Origin of the sequence: Agrobacterium sp. CMT1, assembly GCF_037203725.1 — a bacterium.
In the GTDB taxonomy this organism is placed as follows: Bacteria; Pseudomonadota; Alphaproteobacteria; order Rhizobiales; family Rhizobiaceae; genus Agrobacterium; species Agrobacterium pusense.
This window is the reverse complement of the sequence record NZ_JBBCAR010000001.1, coordinates 200,331-220,888: the sequence shown is the minus strand read 5'-3', so window position 1 is coordinate 220,888 and position 20,558 is coordinate 200,331. Positions and strand designations below refer to the sequence as shown.

The 20,558-nt window shown below is 60.8% G+C and carries 19 protein-coding genes; 10 read left to right on the top strand and 9 right to left on the bottom strand.

The features are described from left to right. The first annotated feature begins 10 nt into the window (after window positions 1–10). Window positions 11–1,492, top strand: a complete 1,482-nt coding sequence (gene betB, locus WA845_RS01255) for a betaine-aldehyde dehydrogenase (RefSeq protein ID WP_112553416.1) — start codon at window positions 11–13, stop codon at window positions 1,490–1,492. A gap of 231 nt (window positions 1,493–1,723) precedes the next feature. After that, on the top strand, window positions 1,724–3,373 hold the full coding sequence (gene betA, locus WA845_RS01250; protein ID WP_112553417.1) for a choline dehydrogenase: 1,650 nt from the start codon (window positions 1,724–1,726) through the stop codon (window positions 3,371–3,373). Window positions 3,374–3,376: 3 nt separating this feature from the next. On the opposite strand, the gene WA845_RS01245 is transcribed toward betA, so the two are convergent. Both WA845_RS01245 and WA845_RS01240 read right to left on the bottom strand, forming a co-directional pair. Beyond that, window positions 3,377–3,676, bottom strand: coding sequence for a type II toxin-antitoxin system RelE/ParE family toxin (locus tag WA845_RS01245; protein WP_037091705.1), 300 nt, complete (start codon window positions 3,674–3,676; stop codon window positions 3,377–3,379). After that, window positions 3,673–3,948 (bottom strand): YlcI/YnfO family protein, encoded by a 276-nt coding sequence (locus WA845_RS01240; protein WP_004440470.1) that lies wholly within the window; start codon window positions 3,946–3,948, stop codon window positions 3,673–3,675. Before WA845_RS01240 ends, WA845_RS01245 begins: the two co-directional genes overlap by 4 nt. A gap of 146 nt (window positions 3,949–4,094) precedes the next feature. Here WA845_RS01240 and WA845_RS01235 point away from each other — a divergent pair, with 146 nt between their 5' ends. Then, window positions 4,095–5,438, top strand: a complete 1,344-nt coding sequence (locus WA845_RS01235; RefSeq protein WP_162719111.1) for a chloride channel protein — start codon at window positions 4,095–4,097, stop codon at window positions 5,436–5,438. Window positions 5,439–5,442: 4 nt separating this feature from the next. On the opposite strand, the gene WA845_RS01230 is transcribed toward WA845_RS01235, so the two are convergent. Next, window positions 5,443–6,195 (bottom strand): DUF3750 domain-containing protein, encoded by a 753-nt coding sequence (locus tag WA845_RS01230; protein WP_037091703.1) that lies wholly within the window; start codon window positions 6,193–6,195, stop codon window positions 5,443–5,445. Window positions 6,196–6,268: 73 nt separating this feature from the next. Between WA845_RS01230 and WA845_RS01225 the strand changes: the two genes are divergently transcribed. Continuing rightward, window positions 6,269–7,267, top strand: coding sequence for an asparaginase (locus WA845_RS01225; protein ID WP_112553418.1), 999 nt, complete (start codon window positions 6,269–6,271; stop codon window positions 7,265–7,267). A 134-nt stretch (window positions 7,268–7,401) separates the two neighbouring features. Continuing rightward, window positions 7,402–8,022: a glutathione S-transferase family protein gene (locus WA845_RS01220; protein WP_004440479.1), complete on the top strand. Its 621-nt coding sequence runs from the start codon at window positions 7,402–7,404 to the stop codon at window positions 8,020–8,022. Between the two features lie 153 nt (window positions 8,023–8,175). Here WA845_RS01220 and WA845_RS01215 read toward each other — a convergent pair whose 3' ends face one another. Further along, window positions 8,176–8,835, bottom strand: coding sequence for a glutathione S-transferase family protein (locus tag WA845_RS01215; protein ID WP_004440482.1), 660 nt, complete (start codon window positions 8,833–8,835; stop codon window positions 8,176–8,178). 82 nt (window positions 8,836–8,917) lie between these two features. Next, window positions 8,918–9,433: a MarR family winged helix-turn-helix transcriptional regulator gene (locus WA845_RS01210; RefSeq protein ID WP_045532531.1), complete on the bottom strand. Its 516-nt coding sequence runs from the start codon at window positions 9,431–9,433 to the stop codon at window positions 8,918–8,920. Between the two features lie 141 nt (window positions 9,434–9,574). Here WA845_RS01210 and WA845_RS01205 point away from each other — a divergent pair, with 141 nt between their 5' ends. Then, complete coding sequence (locus tag WA845_RS01205) at window positions 9,575–11,104, top strand: MDR family MFS transporter (RefSeq protein WP_006700017.1); 1,530 nt, start codon at window positions 9,575–9,577, stop codon at window positions 11,102–11,104. Between the two features lie 29 nt (window positions 11,105–11,133). On the opposite strand, the gene WA845_RS01200 is transcribed toward WA845_RS01205, so the two are convergent. Further along, window positions 11,134–11,433, bottom strand: coding sequence for an addiction module antidote protein (locus WA845_RS01200; protein WP_004440487.1), 300 nt, complete (start codon window positions 11,431–11,433; stop codon window positions 11,134–11,136). Beyond that, entirely contained in the window at window positions 11,414–11,728 is a 315-nt protein-coding gene (locus WA845_RS01195; protein WP_112553419.1) for a type II toxin-antitoxin system RelE/ParE family toxin, read from the bottom strand. Before WA845_RS01195 ends, WA845_RS01200 begins: the two co-directional genes overlap by 20 nt. A gap of 239 nt (window positions 11,729–11,967) precedes the next feature. Between WA845_RS01195 and WA845_RS01190 the strand changes: the two genes are divergently transcribed. The 3 genes from WA845_RS01190 to WA845_RS01180 all read left to right on the top strand — a co-directional run bounded on the left by WA845_RS01190 (window position 11,968) and on the right by WA845_RS01180 (window position 15,742). Next, window positions 11,968–12,978: a ligase-associated DNA damage response exonuclease gene (locus tag WA845_RS01190; protein ID WP_112553612.1), complete on the top strand. Its 1,011-nt coding sequence runs from the start codon at window positions 11,968–11,970 to the stop codon at window positions 12,976–12,978. A gap of 1 nt (window position 12,979) precedes the next feature. After that, a complete protein-coding gene (locus WA845_RS01185; RefSeq protein WP_337322150.1) occupies window positions 12,980–14,605 on the top strand; it encodes a cisplatin damage response ATP-dependent DNA ligase in 1,626 nt (541 codons plus the stop codon). 171 nt (window positions 14,606–14,776) lie between these two features. Continuing rightward, window positions 14,777–15,742, top strand: a complete 966-nt coding sequence (locus tag WA845_RS01180; RefSeq protein ID WP_112553422.1) for an alpha/beta fold hydrolase — start codon at window positions 14,777–14,779, stop codon at window positions 15,740–15,742. Window positions 15,743–15,777: 35 nt separating this feature from the next. Here WA845_RS01180 and WA845_RS01175 read toward each other — a convergent pair whose 3' ends face one another. Next, window positions 15,778–16,560, bottom strand: coding sequence for a glycosyltransferase family 32 protein (locus WA845_RS01175; protein WP_162719112.1), 783 nt, complete (start codon window positions 16,558–16,560; stop codon window positions 15,778–15,780). A gap of 153 nt (window positions 16,561–16,713) precedes the next feature. Beyond that, on the bottom strand, window positions 16,714–19,440 hold the full coding sequence (locus WA845_RS01170; protein ID WP_112553424.1) for a heavy metal translocating P-type ATPase: 2,727 nt from the start codon (window positions 19,438–19,440) through the stop codon (window positions 16,714–16,716). 166 nt (window positions 19,441–19,606) lie between these two features. On the opposite strand from WA845_RS01170, the gene WA845_RS01165 reads away from it, so the two are divergent. After that, window positions 19,607–20,521 carry a L,D-transpeptidase gene (locus WA845_RS01165; RefSeq protein ID WP_112553426.1) on the top strand — a complete coding sequence of 305 codons (915 nt, stop codon included), beginning with the start codon at window positions 19,607–19,609 and terminating at the stop codon, window positions 20,519–20,521. The last annotated feature ends 37 nt before the right edge of the window (window positions 20,522–20,558 follow it).

The following is a 20,558-nucleotide window of genomic DNA, read 5'->3' as shown; positions in this document are numbered from 1 at the left end:
AGACTTCGACATGACCATCGCCACGCCGCTCAGGGCGCAGCCGAAAGCCTCGCATTTCATCGACGGCGATTATGTCGAGGATAATACAGGCACGCCATTCGAGAGCATCTACCCCGCAACCGGCGAGATCATCGCCCGGCTTCACGCCGCAACGCCGGCGATTGTCGAGCGTGCCATCGCCTCGGCCAAGCGCGCCCAGAAGGAATGGGCGGCAATGAGCCCCATGGCGCGTGGCCGCATCCTCAAACGCGCCGCCGATATCATGCGCGAACGCAATGAGGCGCTTTCGACGCTGGAAACGCTGGATACCGGCAAGCCCATTCAGGAAACCATCGTCGCCGATCCGACCTCGGGTGCGGATGCCTTCGAATTTTTCGGCGGTATCGCCCCTTCCGCATTGAATGGCGATTACATCCCGCTCGGCGGCGATTTCGCCTATACGAAACGTGTGCCGCTCGGCGTCTGCGTCGGTATCGGCGCGTGGAACTATCCGCAGCAGATCGCCTGCTGGAAGGCCGCGCCTGCGCTCGTCGCCGGCAATGCCATGGTCTTCAAGCCTTCTGAAAACACTCCGCTCGGCGCGCTGAAGATTGCTGAAATCCTTATCGAAGCGGGTCTGCCCAAAGGCTTGTTCAATGTCATTCAGGGGGATCGTGATACGGGGCCGCTGCTCGTCAATCACCCGGATGTGGCGAAGGTCTCGCTTACCGGCTCGGTGCCGACCGGCCGCAAGGTGGCCGCCGCTGCCGCCGGGCATCTGAAGCATGTCACGATGGAACTCGGCGGCAAGTCGCCGCTGATCGTCTTCGATGATGCCGATATCGAAAGCGCCGTCGGCGGTGCGATGCTCGGCAATTTCTACTCCTCCGGGCAGGTGTGCTCCAACGGAACGCGTGTCTTCGTGCAGAAAAAGGCAAAGGCCCGCTTCCTCGAAAACCTGAAAAGCCGCACGGAAGCAATGATCCTCGGCGATCCCCTCGATTACGCCACCCATCTCGGCCCGCTGGTCTCCAAGGCCCAGCAGGAGAAGGTTCTCGGTTATATCGAAAAGGGCAAGGCGGAAGGTGCGACGCTCATCACCGGCGGCGGCATCCCCAACAATGTTGCGGGCGAGGGCACTTATGTGCAGCCCACCGTGTTCGCCGACGTGACCGACGACATGACGATCGCCCGCGAGGAAATCTTCGGGCCCGTCATGTGTGTGTTGGATTTTGATGACGAGGAAGAGGTTCTCGCCCGCGCCAACGCCACCGAATTCGGGCTGGCCGGCGGCGTCTTTACCGCTGATCTCGTCCGCGCCCATCGCGTGGTGGATCAGCTGGAGGCGGGCACGTTGTGGATCAATACGTACAATCTCTGCCCGGTGGAAATCCCCTTCGGCGGCTCCAAGCAATCCGGCTTCGGCCGCGAGAATTCGGCGTCGGCGCTGGAGCATTATAGTGAGTTGAAGACGGTTTATGTGAGCACGGGGAAGGTGGAAGCGCCTTATTGAGGTTCAGTGGGTGGGTTCACCCCCCTCTGTCCTGCCGGACATCTCCCCCTCAAGGGGGGAGATCGACCTGAGGCGAGGTCTCGCCCATCTCAAAGTTTGCGAATGGAGCGGTGGTAGCGCCGCTGGCCGATCTCCCCCCTTGAGGGGGAGATGCCCGGCAGGGCAGAGGGGGGTAACCCACCCACTGACAGTCAATTGATCGGAACAACCGCTCATCGGAGAGAGCAACCAATGCAAGCAGATTACGTCATCGTCGGCTCCGGCTCCGCAGGGTCCGCCATCGCCTACCGCCTGTCGGAAGATGGTCGCTATTCCGTCATCGTCATTGAGGCCGGCGGTTCCGATTTCGGCCCGTTCATCCAGATGCCTGCCGCATTGGCCTGGCCGATGAGCATGAAGCGCTACAATTGGGGTTACCTGTCCGAGCCAGAACCGAACCTCAATAATCGCCGCATCACCGCCCCGCGTGGCAAGGTCATCGGCGGCTCCTCCTCCATTAACGGCCTCGTTTACGTGCGCGGCCATGCCGAGGATTTCAATCGCTGGGAAGAGCTCGGCGCGCAGGGCTGGGCCTATGCGGATGTGCTGCCTTATTTCAAGCGCATGGAACACAGCCATGGCGGCGAGGAAGGCTGGCGTGGCACGGATGGGCCGCTGCATGTGCAGCGCGGGCCGGTCAACAACCCCCTGTTTCACGCCTTCATTCAGGCCGGCGCCCAAGCGGGGTTTGAACTGACGGATGACTATAACGGCTCCAAACAGGAAGGTTTCGGCCTGATGGAGCAGACCATTCACAATGGCCGTCGCTGGTCCGCCGCCAATGCCTATCTCAAACCGGCGCTGAAGCGAGGCAATGTCACGCTGGTCAACGGTTTTGCCCGCAAGATCGTCATCGAGAACGGCCGCGCCGTGGGAGTCGAGATCGAGCGCAGGGGTGTGGTGGAGACCATCAAGGCCGGTCGCGAGGTCATCGTTTCGGCCTCCTCCTTCAATTCGCCGAAGCTGCTGATGCTCTCGGGCATCGGCCCCGCCGCCCATCTGAAACACATGGGCATTGAGGTGAAGGCGGATCGCCCCGGCGTCGGCGCAAATCTCCAGGACCATATGGAGTTTTATTTCCAGCAGGTCTCCACCAAGCCGGTCTCGCTTTATTCGTGGCTTCCGTGGTTCTGGCAGGGTGTGGCCGGTGCGCAATGGCTGCTGTCGAAAGGCGGCCTCGGTGCTTCCAACCAGTTCGAGGCCTGCGCCTTCCTGCGCTCCGCCCCCGGGCTCAAGCAACCTGACATCCAGTATCATTTCTTGCCCGTCGCCATCTCCTATGACGGCAAGGCGGCGGCGAAAAGCCATGGTTTTCAGGCGCATGTCGGCTACAACCTGTCGAAATCGCGCGGCAACGTCACCTTGCGCTCCGCGGATCCCTCAGATGAGCCGGTCATTCGTTTCAACTATATGAGCCACCCCGAGGATTGGGAGAAATTCCGCCACTGCGTGCGCCTCACGCGCGAAATTTTTGGCCAGAAAGCATTCGACGAATTCCGTGGCCCGGAAATCCAGCCCGGTGAAAATATCGAGACCGATGAGCAGATCGATGCCTTCCTGCGCGACCATCTGGAAAGCGCTTACCACCCCTGCGGCACCTGCCGCATGGGCGACAGAAACGACCCGATGGCGGTTGTCGATCCCGAATGCCGCGTGATCGGTGTCGAGGGCCTGCGCGTTGCAGACAGCTCGATCTTCCCGCACGTGACCTATGGTAACCTGAACGGCCCCTCCATCATGACGGGCGAAAAGGCCGCGGACCACATTCTCGGCAAGACCCCGCTGCCGCGCTCCAATCAGGAGCCGTGGGTAAACCCGCGAGCGGCAGTCAGCGACCGGTGAAGGTCAATAGTAATCGTCCTCGCGCTGGTGGCGGATCGCGAGGATTGTTACCTTTTCAGCATTCTCTATTTCAAAGAGAATGACGTAGCCTGATGAACCGAACGGAATAAGAAACTCACGCAGAAACGGGTTGTCCGCATCAATTTTCCTGCAACTCATTGGAAAATCCGCCAGTGCGGCTATTCCTTTTTCGATTGCCCTATAGGCTTGCTTAGCCGCATGTTTGTCACGGCGAAGGAGATGAGAATATAGGCGCGTTATGTTGTCGCGCGCTCTGTCGGCGAGAAAAACCTGATACGTCACTTGTCGTCGTCTTCAGCGAGCTTCGCGTCAAGCATAGTTTTTAGTTCAGCAAGAACGTCTTCCGCCCTGTGATAAACACCCGTTTTTTTGGCTTCTTCACGTGCCGCCAGCCCGCGGGCAATAAAATCTGCCTGTGACTTGCGGATTTCAACTTCCCTGCGGACCGAATCCTCGACAAATGACGATAGCGTCTCGCCGTCCTTCAGAACGCTTTCTGCCGCTTCGCGGAAATCCGCCGTTACACGCAGCGAAGGCAAAGTTGCGGTTTTCATCTTGTCTCTCCATGCGTTGCATTTGCGATGCGCAGCATCTGCCATCTGTCGCAACGAGTCAAATGCAAAACTTGCAATCGCCGGCTGGCAGGCCGATAAAAGGGCCTCCCGCCCGACAATGACTGAAATCACCGATCTGGATCGCCATGCCCGTCGATTACAAGAAGCTGAAAATGCTCCGCCGTTCCCGTGTTGTCTGGGGTTCATGGCGGATTTGGAAGCCAAGGGCGGTTTTCTGGATTGGTGCGATTGCCGTCGGCCTTATCAGCGTCGGTTTCGCTTGGGCAGCGGATCGCGCCCAGCACCTCTTCTTCGCGGCCACGTCCTCAGGCGAATGGGCGTTTCTGCTGCCGCTCATCATCACGCCGCTCGGTTTCACCCTGTGCGCCTGGCTCGCGATCACGGTTTTCCCCAACGCCGGCGGTAGCGGCATTCCGCAGGCCATCGCCGCCCGGCACCTGCGGGATGATGCGGATCGTTCGCGGCTTCTGTCGCTGAAGCTTGCTTTTGGCAAGTTGGTGCTCACCGTCGCCGGTCTGCTCTCCGGCGCGTCGATTGGCCGTGAGGGGCCGACGGTTCAGGTGGGGGCCTCGATCATGCTGCAGGCCGCTCGCTGGGGCGGCATGGCGCAGGCCAAGGGTCTCATCCTAGCCGGTTCGGCCGCGGGCATTGCGGCGGCCTTCAACACGCCGCTCGCAGGCATTGTCTTTGCCATCGAGGAGATGAGTAAGACTTATGAATCCCGCGCCAACGGCCTTGTGCTGACGGCCGTCATCCTGTCGGGCCTTGCATCGCTGGCTCTGGTCGGCAGCTATACCTATTTCGGCACCAGCTCGGTCATGGCGAAAACGACAATGGACTGGCTGCTCGTGCTTGTCTGCGGTGTCGGCGGTGGTGCATTTGGCGCTCTTTTCAGCGCTGGTGCGTTGCGCCTCTCTGCACGTATCCGCCGTTTCGCCCAGACCATGCCCCTGAAGCGAATGCTGGCGGTTGCCGCCGCCTGCGGCCTTGCTTCCGCCGTCCTCGGCATCGCAACAGGCGGCGCGACATTCGGAACCGGTTACGAGCAGGCCCGTGCGGCGATAGAGGGGCAAGCCGCACCGTCCTTCTTCTTCATCGAAAAACTGGCGGCGACTTTCCTTGCCATGATGTCGGGCATCCCCGGCGGCATTTTCGCGCCGTCTCTGTCGGTCGGTGCGGGTTTCGGCAGCACCATGGCGAGCTTGCTCGGCACCAGCATCGGCCTTGGCGCCATCGTCGGCATGGCGGGTTATTTTGCCGGCGTTGTGCAGGCTCCGATGACGGCCTTCGTCATCATCCTCGAAATGACCGGCAATCATGAAGGCGTCATACCCATCATGGCCGCATCGATGCTGGGATATCTGACGTCTCGGCTTTTCTCTCGCGAACCGCTTTATCACGGCCTGTCACGGGTCTTCATCGCCCAGAGCATCCGCGCCAGACGCGCCGCTCAGGCCACTGAAACGTGATGGCTCAAGCCCTGATGCCCGCCACGCCGAAATAACCGAGCCCGGGTATCTTCACGCCCGGCCGGGCGAAATCGATGCCGGCCACGAGACCGAGGAAGTTGATCTCGAAGCCGCTGCGCGCACCCGCCGAAATGCCGAACAGGCCGCCGAGCGAAACGCTCGCATCCTTCCAGTCGTCGGCGACGTGGTAAAATGCACCGTCCGGCAGATAGTCGCGGCCGACCGCGTCCGGCGGCAGCACGACGCCGAGTTCGGGCACGCTGCGCAGCACATGGGCGACGAAGGTGTTGGAGTTCGGCCCGGGATAGATGCGATAGCCGCCCGGCTTGCCATAGGGATAGTCGGCAATCGCCTTTTCGATCTTGGGGATCAGCTTTTCCGCCTCTACGCCGTGAATGGCCACCACCTGGCGCGGCATGTTGGAATACCAATAGGCGTCCGCCGCATATCCATTATGGCGGATCGGCGTGCCCCAGCCCACCTTGTCATAACGGTCATAGCTCGTAGCGCCCGGCTTTTTCAACACGACCCAGGCGTGGCTGGCAACCGAGCCCTTGAAGCCGCCGGTCATGGCGGAAAAGACGTAGACGGCGGCTTGCCCGTCGCTCGAAGCCGCCGGCAGCATGCCTGACGATGACCATCTGGCGGCATTCCAGCCGCGCGGATGGTCCTTCATGGCCCACAGTCCGGCCGATGCCAGTGCCGGCAGCAGGTAGATGATGGCAATCGCCAGTAAGAGACGTTTTGCAAATTTCACTGATGGCCCCGTGCATCGAAAAATCAATTGCGGTATCAACAACATAAAATCAGAATTTTTTGAGGCTGAGAGAATGAACAATTCCGTTACCGTCGAAGTCGTCAGGGGCAATCTCGTGGAAAGCCGCCACAGGGGCCTTGCGGTAGTGGTGGATGGCGATGGCGGCGTGCTGTTTTCCACGGGAGATCTGGAACGTGGCATCTTCCCGCGTTCGGCCTGCAAGGCCATGCAGGCCCTGCCGCTGGTGGAAAGCGGTGCCGCGGACGCCTATGGTTTCGGCAGCCGCGAGCTGGCGCTTGCCTGTTCGTCCCATTCCGGCGAGGACGCACATGCGGAACTTGCCGCTTCTATGCTCGCCAAGGCGGGCAGGGATGTGGATACGCTGGAATGCGGCGCGCACTGGTCCTCCGACCAGAAAACCATCATCCATCAGGCCCGCACGCTGGAAAAGCCGACGGCGCTTCACAATAATTGCTCCGGTAAACATTCAGGCTTCATCTGCGCCTGCTGTCATACCGGAACGGACCCCAAGGGCTATGTCGGTTATGACCACCCGCTGCAGCAGGAAATCCGCGCGACGATGGAGAGCCTGACGGGGGCTGCGCTGGGTCACGACAATTGCGGCGTGGACGGCTGCTCCATCCCGACCTATGCGGTGCCGCTCAAAGGGCTGGCACATGGTTTCGCAAAGATGGCGACGGGCAGGGGGCTGGAAGCCGGCCGGGCGAGCGCCTCGCGCCGGCTCATGGAGGCCTGCATGGCAGAACCCTTTTATGTGGCAGGCACCGGCCGCGCCTGCACGAAGCTGATGCAGATCGCGCCGGGCAAGATTTTCGCCAAGACCGGCGCGGAAGGCGTCTTCGTCGCCGCCATGCCGGAAAAGGGCATCGCCATGGCGGTGAAATGCGAAGACGGCACGACGCGTGCGGCGGAAGCCATGGTTTCGGCATTGCTCGCCCGCTATTTCGATGAAGGCAGCGCCGAACAACAGGCGCTGAGCGGCATGGCGAACCGGCAGATGCGCAATTGGAACGGCATCCATGTCGGCGATATCAGGGTCGTCGGTCTCTAAATAACCTTTGACGCGGCCGTTTGCCGGCATGATGATGACACGCCCCGCACGTGACGGCCAACCCATGGCCCTCGCGGGGCGGTGTCCGCATGAGGAAGAAGCGGGCGCTTCATTGCTTTGGAGGTCGCATATCCATGTTCACATTGTTTTTCTCCCCCGGTTCCTGCTCCCGCGCCAGCCATATCGTGCTTGAGGAATCGGGCCTGCCTTACAAGGCCCACCGCGTCAATTTCGCGGAAGGCGAGCAACGCTCCGAGGCATTTTTAAAGATCAATCCCAAGGGCCGCGTGCCGGCGCTGGCGACGGAAAGCGGTGTGCTGACGGAGACGCCGGCCATCCTCGCCTTCATCGCCCAGATGGCGCCTGAGAAGAAACTCGCGCCGCTCGACGATCCCTTCGAATTCGCGTTGATGCAGTCCTTCAATGCCTTCATCTCATCCACCGTGCATGTCGCCCATGCCCACGGCCGTCGCGGCAGTCGCTGGGCGAGCAAGGATAGCTCGCTTGAGGATATGAAGGCCAAGGTGCCGCAGACCATGGGTGAATGCTTCGAACTGATCGAGCACGGCATGCTGCGTGGCCCATGGGTTCTCGGCACTGCCTATTCCGTGGCCGATCCCTATCTTTTCGTCATGTCCGGATGGCTGGAAAGCGACGGCGTGGATATTGCCCGTTTCCCCAAGGTGCACGACCACTTCCGCCGCATGAACGACCGCCCGGCGGTCCAGCGCGCGCTCGCCGGGGAGAGGGGCTGAGAGGCTGAAAGGCTCACTTCGTCATCCTCGGGCTTGTCCCGAGGATCTAATCACGTCTCATAAATCCAGAGGTCGCAGATGCTCGGGACAAGCCCGAGCATGACGTTGAGTGTGGAGGCTGGTCTGCCAGCTATCGCAACTTGGCGTCTTGACTCAAGCCGCCTCGGCCGCGCGCGTATCCCACATCGTCTTGAACGCCGTGCGGGCCTGGCAACGATCCAGCCAGGCCTTCAGAGCCGGATGGGCGTCGAACAGCGGCTTGTGGCCCTGTGCGTAACGAACGATTTCCGCCGCGTTGAGATCGGCGACGGTAAAGCGATCGCCCACCAGATAATCATGACTGGACAGATGCTGCTCCAGCACCCGGAAGGGGCGCTTCAGCAGGCGGCTGGCAACATCGATCACGGCCTTGCCGCTATCACTTTCCGACAGGCCTTCGGCGATGGCGGAGGAAATCTTCAGCGAATTCGTCTCCACTTCGGTCGCGGCAAAGAAGGACCATTGCAGCATCGCCGCATCTTCCTTCAGATCGATCGGCGCAAGCGGTCCGCCATATTTGCGGGCGAGGTAGAGATTGATGGCCATGGATTCGTAAAGCACCATGCCGTCATCCTCGATGCAGGGAATGGTGCCCATCGGGTTGACGGCCAGGAAGTCCGGAGACAGCGTGTTGAGCGGCGCATCCGCAGCCAGCGGATCGGCAAGACGGCGGGCCTGTATCACAGGCACGTGCTTGAATTCTATGCCGAGTTCGCCCGCCAGCCATAATGTGCGTGTGGCGCGGGAACGGTAGACCCCGTAAATCGTCAACATCGAAATTACCCCTTCAACCTGTCAGATGGCGGCAAGTTACGGTCTTGGCCTCTTAAAGTGAAGCTGCGGATCGCAGCGCCAACTATGATTTTTTCTGATCCGAAAGGAGGTCTGTATCGGGCGAGAGCCGGCATTCGAAACGGTCGATAAACCGCTCGAACAGGCGTGCGAATGTCTCCACATCCTCCGCGGGCCATCCATCCATCACGTCCTCGATGACGCTCATCTTGGTCCGACGCATTTCCTGCAAGAGACTGGTGCCGAGCGGCGTGATCTCTACGATGCTGCGGCGGGCGTCTTGCTGGGAAACGCCGCGTTTCAGCAGCCCTCTCCCGACCATGTCGGCCACAACCCGGCTGCCGCGTGAGGGATCGATGCGCATGCCCTCGGCAATCGCGCCCACGGTCACATCGCCCTCCGCCCGGCGCAGAATGTCGAGCACGTCGATATGGGAAAGTTCGAGACCTGGAGCGAGCCTGGCAAGCGCCATGCGGCCGATGATGCGGCGGCCGATCATGATGCGCATGCGCGTCATCGTATTGCCGATCCGCTTGATGTCCTCGGGCAGATCCTCGTTCCAGTTTTCCTCAGTCGCCACGCTTCATCGTCCCTTTCGATGCTGTTTTCCGATCACGTTTAGCGGCAATAGCACAGATGTCAAAAACTTGCCATTGACATATATATGCTGATAGCACACAAATTGTCACAGCAAATCTGCCTGAAGCCAACGAGATTTTTCATGGATATGTCCACCGCCCCCGTGGCGCCGCTTGTGTCGGATCATCGCCGCAGGCTCATCGTCTTTCTGTTTCTGATGCTGGCCATGTTCATGGCGACCCTCGATAACCAGATCGTGTCGACGGCACTGCCCACCATCGTCGGTGAATTCGGCGCGCTGGAGCGTTTCGGCTGGATCGGCTCTGCCTATCTGCTGGCGACCAGCGCGGTCATGCCCGTCTATGGTAAGCTCGGCGATCTGTTCGGCCGGAAATATGTGATGATCGCGGCGGTCGTCATCTTTACGCTCGGCTCGCTCGCCTGCGGGCTGGCATGGTCGATGGACAGTCTCATTGCTGCCCGCGTGTTGCAGGGCCTTGGCGGCGGCGGCATCATGGTGTCGATCTTTTCCGTCAATGCGGATCTGTTCGAACCGCGTGAACGCGCCCGTTACCAGAGCTATTCCAGCCTCACCATCATGGCATCGGGCAGTGTCGGCCCGATCCTCGGCGGCACGATGAGTGATCTCTTTGGCTGGCGGTCGATTTTCCTGATCAATCTGCCGCTCGGCATCATCGTTATTGCCGGTCTGGCGCTGATGCTGCCTTACCGACGCCCGGCGCGCCAGCCGAAGATCGATTATCTCGGTGCGGTCCTCTTGGCGGCCACCATTGCCAGCGTGGTCTTCTGGGCGGACAGCAGCGAATTGTTCGGCTCGCTCATCGCGGCCCCCAGCCTCGGCATCATCGCCTTCGCCGTCATCGCCGCGTTCCTCTGGGTGCAGGTGGAGCGGCGCGCGCCGGAACCGGTGGTGCCGCTGCGTCTCTTCAAGGACAGCACCTTTCCGCTGTTGATGATCGTTTCGCTGACCAGCGGCGGCATCGGCATCGGCATGGTCAATTATTATGCCCTGTTCCTGCAGACGACCACCGGCCTTTCCCCCTCCCATGCCGGCCTGTTCTTCATCGCGGTCACCGGCGGCATCGTCATGGGTTCGCTTTCGGCCGGACGGCTGATTTCGATCACCGGCGTCTACAAGCCCTTCTCGGTTGCGGGCCTGACAATCAACGTCATCGCCATGCTGCTCTTCACGCAGATGCATGCGGGAACGCCGCTTTGGCTGATCGCGGTGCTGATGCTGGCGCAGGGTTTCGCCGTCGGCCTCGGCCAGCAGGCTCCGATCATCGGCGTGCAGAACTCGGCCCCCAAGGCTGACATCGGTGCGGCGAGCGGCGCGGTAACGCTGACCCGCATGGGTGGTGCTGCCATCGCCATCTCGGTCTATGGCGCCATCGTATCCACAAGCCTCAAGGGTGTGGCGGTGGATATTCCCGGGGTCGGCAAAATCGAGGAATTGACGCCAAAAATCCTCTCGGAACTGCCCGCAGCCTCCCAGGCCGCCGTCGCCTCGCTCTACTCGGACGCGTTTACGCCGCTGTTCTTCGCGGCCGCCGCAACCGCTGCCATCGGCCTTGCGGCGGCGCTGATGCTGAAACCGGTGCGGCTACCGGCTGCGGTTGAGGCGAAGCCGGCGGAAGTGGCGGGGGAGTAGGGCGCGAAGGTGGGTGTGTGGACGCCGCCTTACGCGGCGTTCGATGACTTTTCGACGGCCAGTCGGAAGCCTAGCGAATGCAGGATTTTCTGCACGGTCTCGTAGCGGAGCTTCGAACCGGGCTTAAGTGCCTTATAGAGACTTTCCCGGCCGAGACCTGCGGCATCCGCGACGTGCGACATTCCGCGAGCTCTGGCGACCGCGCCAAGGGCGGCGATGAAGACGTCGGGGTTCTCGTCTTCCATCGCCACTGCCAGGTATTCGAGCATGGCTTCATCGCTATTCAGGTAGTCCGACACATCGAATTTGCTAAACTGCGTCACGGTCATTCCTTCCTATTGTTTGCGCCATCTCGACTGCCCGCTTTATGTCCCGCTTCTGCGAGGATTTGTCTCCGCCGACCAGAAGGAAATACACCCTCTTGCCAATGCGTGTGAAATAGACCCGATAACCCGGACCACAGTGGATGCGCATTTCTGAAACACCCCCACCGACCGGCTCGCAGTCGCCGAAATTCCCGTGCTCGGCCGCGGTAAGGCGATGAAGAATTCGCGCCTTTCCGGTGCGATCTTTCAAAGCCTTCAGCCATTCGTCGAACTCTGGCGATTTCTCGAAATCGTTCATAAAATGTATCCGATCGGATACGTTTCTGCAAACTCGAATCTCATGATTGTCCTCTAAGTCGGTCTTGCGCTGATGTTGTGTGCAAACCGCGGCCACAACTCGATACAGTCCCGGCTCAAAGCCGAAATGACAGGGGGGGCGACCGCAAAACAAAAACGCGCCCATTGGAAATTTAACGCGCGTTCCGCGTTATGCTCGCATCACTTAAGATTCGCGCGGGCGGCCCTATCTCAATGAACATGAAGCCGGAACAGCTCCTGAATTCCACGCCCAAGGGCCTTTATTGCCCGACGGGTGATTTTTATATCGATCCCGTGCGGCCCGTGGCGCGGGCGCTCATCACCCATGGTCATTCCGATCACGCCCGCGCTGGCCATGGCGCGGTGCTGGCCACGCGCCAGACGCTGGATATCATGCGCATCCGTTATGGTGAGGATTTCTGCGGCAGCGAGCAGGCGGTCGCATTCGGCGAGAGGGTGGAGGTAAACGGCGTCACCGTCGGTTTCCATCCGGCAGGCCATGTTCTGGGTTCGGCGCAGATTTCCGTGGAAATGAACGGTATGCGCATCGTCGCATCCGGCGACTACAAGCGTGGCATCGACCCCACCTGCGCCCCCTTCGAGACGGTGCCCTGCGATGTCTTCATCACCGAAGCCACCTTCGGCCTCCCGGTGTTTCATCATCCGCTGCCGCGTGTGGAAACGGCCAAGCTGCTCACCTCCATCAAACAGTTTCCCGAGCGGACGCACCTTGTCGGCGCCTATTCGCTGGGCAAGGCGCAGCGCGTCATCAGGCTCCTGCGCGATAATGGTTATGCCGAGCCGATCTATATCCACGGCGCGCTGGCACGGCTCTGCGAATATTACGTCTCGCAGGGTATCGATCTCGGTGATCTCAGGCCCGCAACACTGGAAAAAAGCGATCCTTCCGCCTTCAAGGGAGCGATCGTCGTTGGCCCGCCCTCGGCGTTTCAGGAGCGCTGGGCGCGCCGCTTCAACGAACCACTGATTGCCTTCGCGTCCGGCTGGATGATGGTGCGGCAGAGGGCAAAGCAGGGCGGTGTGGAATTGCCGCTGGTGATCTCGGACCATTGCGACTGGCCGGAACTGCTGGAGACGATCAAGGAAATTTCCCCGCAGGCCGTCTGGGTCACCCATGGCCGGGAGGAGGCGCTGGTGCGCTGGTGCGAATTGCAGGGCATCGCCGCCAAGCCTCTGCATCTCGTTGGTTACGAGGACGAGGGGGATTGAGATGAAAGCCTTCGCCACTCTTCTTGACCGCCTGGTTCTCACCCCGTCGCGCAATGGCAAGCTGAAGCTGCTCACCGATTATTTCCGCGATACGCCCGATCCCGACCGGGGTTACGGTCTCGCAGCCATTGCCGGGACGCTGGACCTTAAAAGCGTCAAGCCGGCCCTGCTGCGCGAACTGGTCTTGGAGCGGATGGATGAGGTTCTGTTCCGCTATTCCTATGATTATGTGGGCGATCTCGCCGAAACCATTTCGCTGGTCTGGGGCAACATCGGCGGTGCTGACGATTCAGAGGCACAGGATCCGCGTCTTGGTGAAGTGGTGACACTGATGAATTCGCTTGGCCGTACGGAGGTGCGCGGTGCGGTGCGTGATCTCCTGGATCGGCTCGATACGTCCTCTCGTTTCGCTTTCCTCAAACTTGCCACCGGCAGCCTGCGCATCGGTGTTTCGGCCCGGCTGGCGCGTCAGGCGCTGGCGGATTTTGCGGGGAAAGACATCATCGAGATCGAAACCCTCTGGCACGGGCTCGCGCCGCCCTATACGCCGCTTTTCGCATGGCTCGAGGGCAAGGCGGACCGCCCGGTGCTGGCAACGCCCGCCATCTTCCATTCGGTGATGCTGGCGACGCCGGTGGCGGATGGCGACCTCGATGGGCTGGACCCCGCCGACTACGCCGCCGAATGGAAATGGGACGGTATTCGTGTGCAATTGTCCCGCGCCGGTGGGACACGGAAACTCTATTCCCGTTCAGGCGACGATATTTCAGGCGCCTTCCCTGACGTTCTTGACGCGATCGATTTCGAAGGTGTGATGGATGGTGAGCTGCTGATTGGCGGCACGGCACGGTCCAACAATCTCACCCGAACCTTTTCCGACCTGCAGCAGCGACTGAACCGCAAGACGGTGACGGCGAAGATGCTGGACGAGTATCCCGCCTTCATCCGCGCCTATGACCTGCTGTTCGACGGCGAGAGCGATATCCGCGCGCAGACCTATCTGCAGCGTCGCGGCCGGCTGTCTGACATTATCGAACATGCACCGCATGACCGCTTCGACCTATCGCCACTGATCGGCTTTTCCAGCTGGCAGGAGCTCGATACGCTACGCGCCGCACCGCCCGATCCGGTCATCGAGGGCGTCATGATAAAGCGCCACGACAGCACCTATCAGGCCGGGCGCGCTAAAGGCCCCTGGTTCAAGTGGAAACGCGATCCTTACAATATCGACGCCGTCATGATGTATGCCCAGCGTGGCCACGGCAAAAGATCGAGCTATTACTCCGATTTCACCTTCGGTGTCTGGGCGGAGGGGGAGGACGGCGAACAGCTCGTGCCTGTCGGAAAGGCTTATTTCGGTTTCACCGATGCGGAACTGGAGGTGCTGGACAAGTTCGTGCGCGACAATACCGTCGAGCGTTTCGGCCCGGTGCGGGCGGTGCGCGCCACGCCGGATTTCGGTTTCGTGCTTGAAGTTGCCTTCGAAGGCATCAACCGCTCTACCCGCCACAAATCCGGAGTCGCCATGCGGTTCCCCCGCATTGCCCGGCTGCGCGCCGACAAGTTGCCGGCCGAAGCCGACAGGCTTTCAACACTGGTGGCGATGATCGACGGTGTGGAAGGCTAGGGTGGCACGATCGCCTGTTTATTTCCCTGGGCGTCACAGTCGGGGCGAGGCGACGTCCAGAAATTGCCATGATGGCTGCGAATACATTGTTGTCATTCGCGAATCCGTGATTGGACAGCCTCCCGCCGCGGTGCTGAACTGTTAATGCAACCATCCTCGTCAGGTGACCATATGGCAGACAAACGCTTTCTTCCCTCAACCTTCGGACAGGAAGAGAGCGGCACGATCTCGCCGGGCATGACGCGGCGCGGATTGCTCACTGGCGCAATGGGGCTGTCAGCAGCGGTTATCCTGCCGCCCGCCGTGAAAGCGGGCATTCCGACACCTGAAGTCTTGCCGCTGGAACGGCAGGATTATGCGGAGGCTCGCCGACGTTTCCACACCCACCTGCTGCGCAAGATGGCGGCGCCGGAGAAATCCTCGGCGCTTGGCACACCGCCCGGGGCGGAGCGTGTCACCTATCGTGGCGGGCCGGATGGCTCGATCGAACTTGTCGCCTGGCTTTCGCACTACCAGCCGTCCAAAACGCTGAAGCCCGCCGTCCTTTTCCTGCACGGCGGCAACGCCACCGGCGATGGCCACTGGGCGCTGATGAAGCCATATTGGGAAGCGGGCTTCGTTGTGCTGCTACCGTCCTTTCGTGGCGAAAACGGCCAGAACGGCAATTATTCAGGCTTCTACGACGAAACCTCGGATGCGCTGGCGGCGGCCACCTATCTTGAAAATCTTCCCGGCATTGACAGAGCTCGCTTCTTCATCGCCGGCCATTCCAACGGCGGCACGCTCACGCTTCTGGCAGCCATGAGCCGTAAATTCCGTGCTGCGGCCCCCATATCCGCTGGCGTCAATTCATGGCGCTATTTCAACCGCTATAGCGAGGAGATCTGTTTCGACGAAACCGACGAACGCGAATTCATCATGCGCTCCTCCGTCTGTTTCGGCCCCAGCCTCAAATGTCCGGCACTGCTGTTGCGCGGCACGGAGGAACGACCTTTCGACGCCGATCACCAGCTTTTTGTGGACCGCGCCCTGACCTCGGGTTTCAGGGTCGACAAAAAACTGCTGGCGGGAACTCATAATGGTGTCGTCCCCGGTGCAGTGGCGGAAAGCATCCGTTTTTTCAACGGCTTCGCGTAAACGCGATGTTGCACCGTCCGTAGGCGTGTGGTGTCCTACGTCTTGACGATGGACGTCTTGGCCTGCTCTGCCCACCATGCGCCGTCTTTTTTGTCGGCATATTGGGCGCGCTTGTTGGTGAATTGGCCCTGGGTGCAAATTTCCCGGTAGTTGCGGACCGGCAGCCCCAGTTCCTTGACGACGGCATGCACCACGGTTGGGCCCGTCATGTCATAGACGCTGACGAGCGTCCCTTCTTCGATATTACGGGCAATACGATCAGCTATCAGCCTGAGCGCCGGGTGGCCGGGTTTCGACGCCATGAAATAGTTGGTGATCTCGCCGTCCTTCATGGCAATGAAAACGGCTTCTTCATCCGTATCGATCACATCTTCGGGCCGGGCCGCAAAATTGGAATCAATATCCAGATAGATGCCGCCTTCTTGCAGAAGAACGAGAATGCGCCAGAAATCCGCTTTGGCGGCGCCCACCTGCAGTCGACGGAAGGCGTCGGCATAACGTCCGGGAAAATGGCGGTCGATATAGGCCTGACACGCCTCGTCATCATGGTAGCGATATTCGAATTCCGGCGTCAGCCAGCGGTTGAACAGGAAATTCGCATAGATCGGCGTCGTGACCCGATTGGAGTAATTCGTCTGCCAGATAATGCGAGGGATGGCTTTTTCCGTTTTTGGGCTGCGTCTGGCAGGCTGATGCTGCGGGAGCGTTTTTCTCCTGCCGGGCCGGATGAACAGATCGATGGAGAAAATAACCTTGACGATGTTCCCGCCGATCTTGATCGCGCGGTACGCTATGCGGTTATAGCCAGTCTTAGCCAAGTTCAGCGCTCCCTCGCGTGGAATCGGTTGTCACGCGCGTGGAAAACGGCGGTACGCGGTATTTATTTGACGCAATTAGTTTGTCAATACGCTGAAAATGAGACCGGCCGAGCCCGGATTAACGGGGCCCGGCCGGTTGGGGAGGGGCTGCGATCAGGCTTTGTTACGGTTGAAATATCCAAGCAGCCGCATGGCATTGGCGGTCACCAGAACCGTGGCGCCCGTATCGGCGAAGACGGCAAGCCACAGGCCGGAAAGGCCGGTAACTGTTGTGACCAGGAACACCGCCTTCAGGCCGAGCGCAATCGTCACGTTCTGTCGGATATTGTTCATGGTGGCGCGCGAAAGGCCGATGAGGCGGGCGGCGTCGCCGACATTGTTGCGCATCAGCGCCGCATCCGCCGCTTCCATCGCCACGTCCGTGCCCGAGCCGATGGCAACACCGACGCTGGCCGCCGCAAGGGCCGGCGCATCGTTAATGCCGTCACCCACCATGACAACGGTCTTCTTTTCGGCAAGCTTGCGGATTTCCTCAACCTTGTTCTGCGGCAGGAGTTCACCACGCGCCTCAAGGCCAAGCTTGTTGCCGATGGCACGCGCGGTGCGGGCATTGTCACCCGACAGCATCAGCGAGGAAATGCCCATGTCCTTCAGCGCCTTGACGCCTTCGGCCGCGTCCTTGCGCGGCTCGTCGCGCATGGCGAAGAGGCCGCTTGCCGCGCCGCCGGCCATGACGACAGCGACCGTCTTGCCCTCGCTTTCCAGCGCGGAAATGCGATCGGCAAGATCCTTCGAGAGCGTTCCGACTTCAGTCGCAAAGCGCGGTGCGCCGATAAACAGGTCTTTTCCACCGACATTGCCCTGCATGCCGCGACCGGAAATCGCCTTGATGTTGGAGCCGGGCAGCGGCTTGACGCCAACCTTTTCGGCATGATTGACAATGGCGCGGGCGAGCGGATGGCTCGACTCGTTCTCGATGGTCGCGGCCTGCGCAATCAGCTCGGCCTCGTTGCCATCGAGCGCGATCACGTCGGTCACGACAGGTTCCCCAAGCGTCAGCGTGCCGGTCTTGTCGAAGGCGACGGTTTCGGTGCGCGCCAGCATTTCGATGACCGCGCCGCCCTTTACGAGCATGCCGTGGCGTGCCGCAGCCGAAAGGCTGGAGGCGATGGCGGCGGGAACCGAGATGACCAGCGCGCAGGGGCAACCGATCAGGAGCAGCGCGAGACCACGGTAAATCCAGGTATCCCAGTCGCCGAGACCGGCGAGCGGCGGCACGATGATGGTCAGCACCGAGATCGCGACGATCAGCGGCATGTAATAACGCGAAAAGCTCTGGATGAAGCGTTCGGTCGGGGCGCGGGCATCCTGTGCTTCCTCGACCAGCGTAATGATGCGGGCAATGGTGTTGTCTTCCGGCGCACGGTCGACACGGATGCGCAGCGAGCCATCATGGTTGATCGAGCCGGCAAAGACGCGGTCTCCCTTGTCCTTGGCAACGGGAATGCTTTCCCCGGTCATCGGCGATTCGTCGACGCTGGACTGGCCGTCCATCACAACGCCATCGGCGGCGATGCGGTCACCGGGGCGCGCCACGACCACCTGGCCGATGCGCACCTGATCGGCGGAGACCTGCCGAAGCGCGCCGTTTTCCTCCACCATCGCCGTTTTCGGCAAGAGCGAACCAAGCGCCTTGATGCCAGAGCGGGCGCGGGCAGCGGCAAAGCCTTCCAGCAATTCGCCAACGGAGAACAGCAGCACGACGATAGCCGCCTCTTCCGCCTCGCCAATGATGATCGCGCCGATGGCGGCAATGGTCATCAGCATCTCGATGGTGAAGACAGCGCCGAAACGGGCAGCATTAAAGGCATTGCGTGCGATCGGGAAGAGCGTGACCAGCGTGGCGACGATGAAGGCGTAACTACCCCAGGCCGGGAAGGTCAGTTCCGCCGCATAGGCAATCGCGACCAGAATGGTGCCGGTGAAGGTGTTGCGCGCCTTGGCGGTGCGCCACCATGCACCTTTTTCGTCCGCGCCATGGGCGTGCCCTATCTCGGCGCTCTGGTTTGCGGCGGCAGGTGCGGCAGCGTGGGAATGGCCCGCATGGTCGTGTCCGTGATCGTGACCTGAATGATCATGGCCGGAGTGATCGTGGTCATGCCCGTTGCAGGAATGCTGCTTGTCTCCCGAATGGTCATGCGCTGCGTGGTCGTGGCCGGAATGATCATGATCATGATCGTGATGGCCACCGCATGTCGCGTGATCATGATCGTGTTCGTGCTTTTGATCCGGCGTTTTTTCGCGCGCGGCCTTCTCCTGCGGCAGCAGGGCCGGCTTGAAGCCGAGCTTGCGCAACGTATCCTCGATCTTTTCCACCGGGGTTTTGTTTTCGGCAAGCGAAAGGTTCAGCCGCTCGCGCGCCACCGACACCTTGACGTCAGCAACGCCGGGCAGGCGGGACAGTGCGGTTTCGATCTTGGCCGCGCAGCTGCCGCAATCCATGCCGCCGACCGAAAAGGTCAGCGCATTGTTGTTTTCAATAGCCGTTTGGGGCGTGTCATGATGGTGACCGCCGCAGGAGGAATGGTCGTGATGATCGGCCTCCACCTTTGCTGCGGGCGCTTTTTCGCGCGGCAGCAGAGCGGGCTTGAAGCCGAGCTTGCGCAACGTATCCTCGATTTTTTCCACCGGAGTTTTGTTTTCGGCAAGCGAAAGGTTCAGCCGCTCGCGGGCCACTGACACCTTGACGTCGGCAACGCCCGGCAGGCGCGACAGCGCGGTTTCGATCTTGGCCGCGCAGCTGCCGCAATCCATGCCACCGACCGAAAAGGTCAGGGCCTCCGGTTCCCCGTTCAAACTGCCGCGTGTCGAAATATTCATGGTTTCGCTCCTGAATTCCACTCGACAGCCAATCTGGCACCTCTAGCAACTAGAGCTTCAAGAGAAAAAATGCAGTTCTTCGATTTTTTTTGAAAAACCGACGCCAGCTTCGCGCCAGCCGCGCGGTCCATCATGGCCTCAGATTGGATTCCATGAAGCGGTTCAGATGATAGCACTCCTTTTGAAAAACGGTCGCCGGGCGGCCTCTCTGGTCGGGCTTGCCCTGCTGCCCCTGATGAGCGGCTGCCTTTTCGTGACGGATACGACCCGGATGGACCCGGACGTCTTCGTCAGGGAAACGGCGCCGGTGTTCAATTTCAATTCCGTCAGCTCCAATCGCCAGCCGGAACTGCCGCCGCAGCCGGGCCAGCTTTCGACGCGCCCGCCGGATCTGTTCCGAACCCGCTTCCATCAGGAATATGGCCCGCCGGTGCGCGGCCAGGGGCTGCAGGCCCCGCAGGTGCAGGGCTATAATGTGCCCCAGGGTCAGAGCCAAGGCCAGGCGGTGGCCTATGGTCTGCCGGTCTCCAATCCGCTGCACCGTGTCATGTATGGCCCAATCCGCGATGAGGATCGCTCCTTGCCGGCCATTCCCTATGGCCGCATCGATCCGCGTTATCTCCGGCAGGAAGTCAGCTACCAGACGGCGGAAGCGCCCGGCACCATCGTGGTCGATACGAAGCAGCATTTCCTTTATCTCGTGCAATCCAGCGGCAAGGCCATCCGCTATGGCGTCGGGCTGGGACGTGACGGTTACGCCTGGTCGGGCCGTGGCAAGATCCAGTGGAAGGCCAAGTGGCCGCGCTGGACGCCGCCCGATGAAATGGTCAAGCGCCAGCCGGAACTCGCCTCCATCTCCGCCGCCAATGGCGGCATGACACCGGGTCTGAACAATCCGCTCGGCGCACGCGCGCTTTATATCTTCAAGGATGGCAAGGACACGCTGTACCGCGTGCATGGCACGCCGGACTGGCAGTCTGTCGGTAAAGCGACGTCCTCCGGCTGCGTGCGCATGCTCAATCAGGATGTGATCGATCTCTATGAGCGCGTGCCGCAGGGTGCGCAGATTGTGGTTATCTGAACACGTTCTAAAAGAAAGAGATAGGGGACCCATTCCG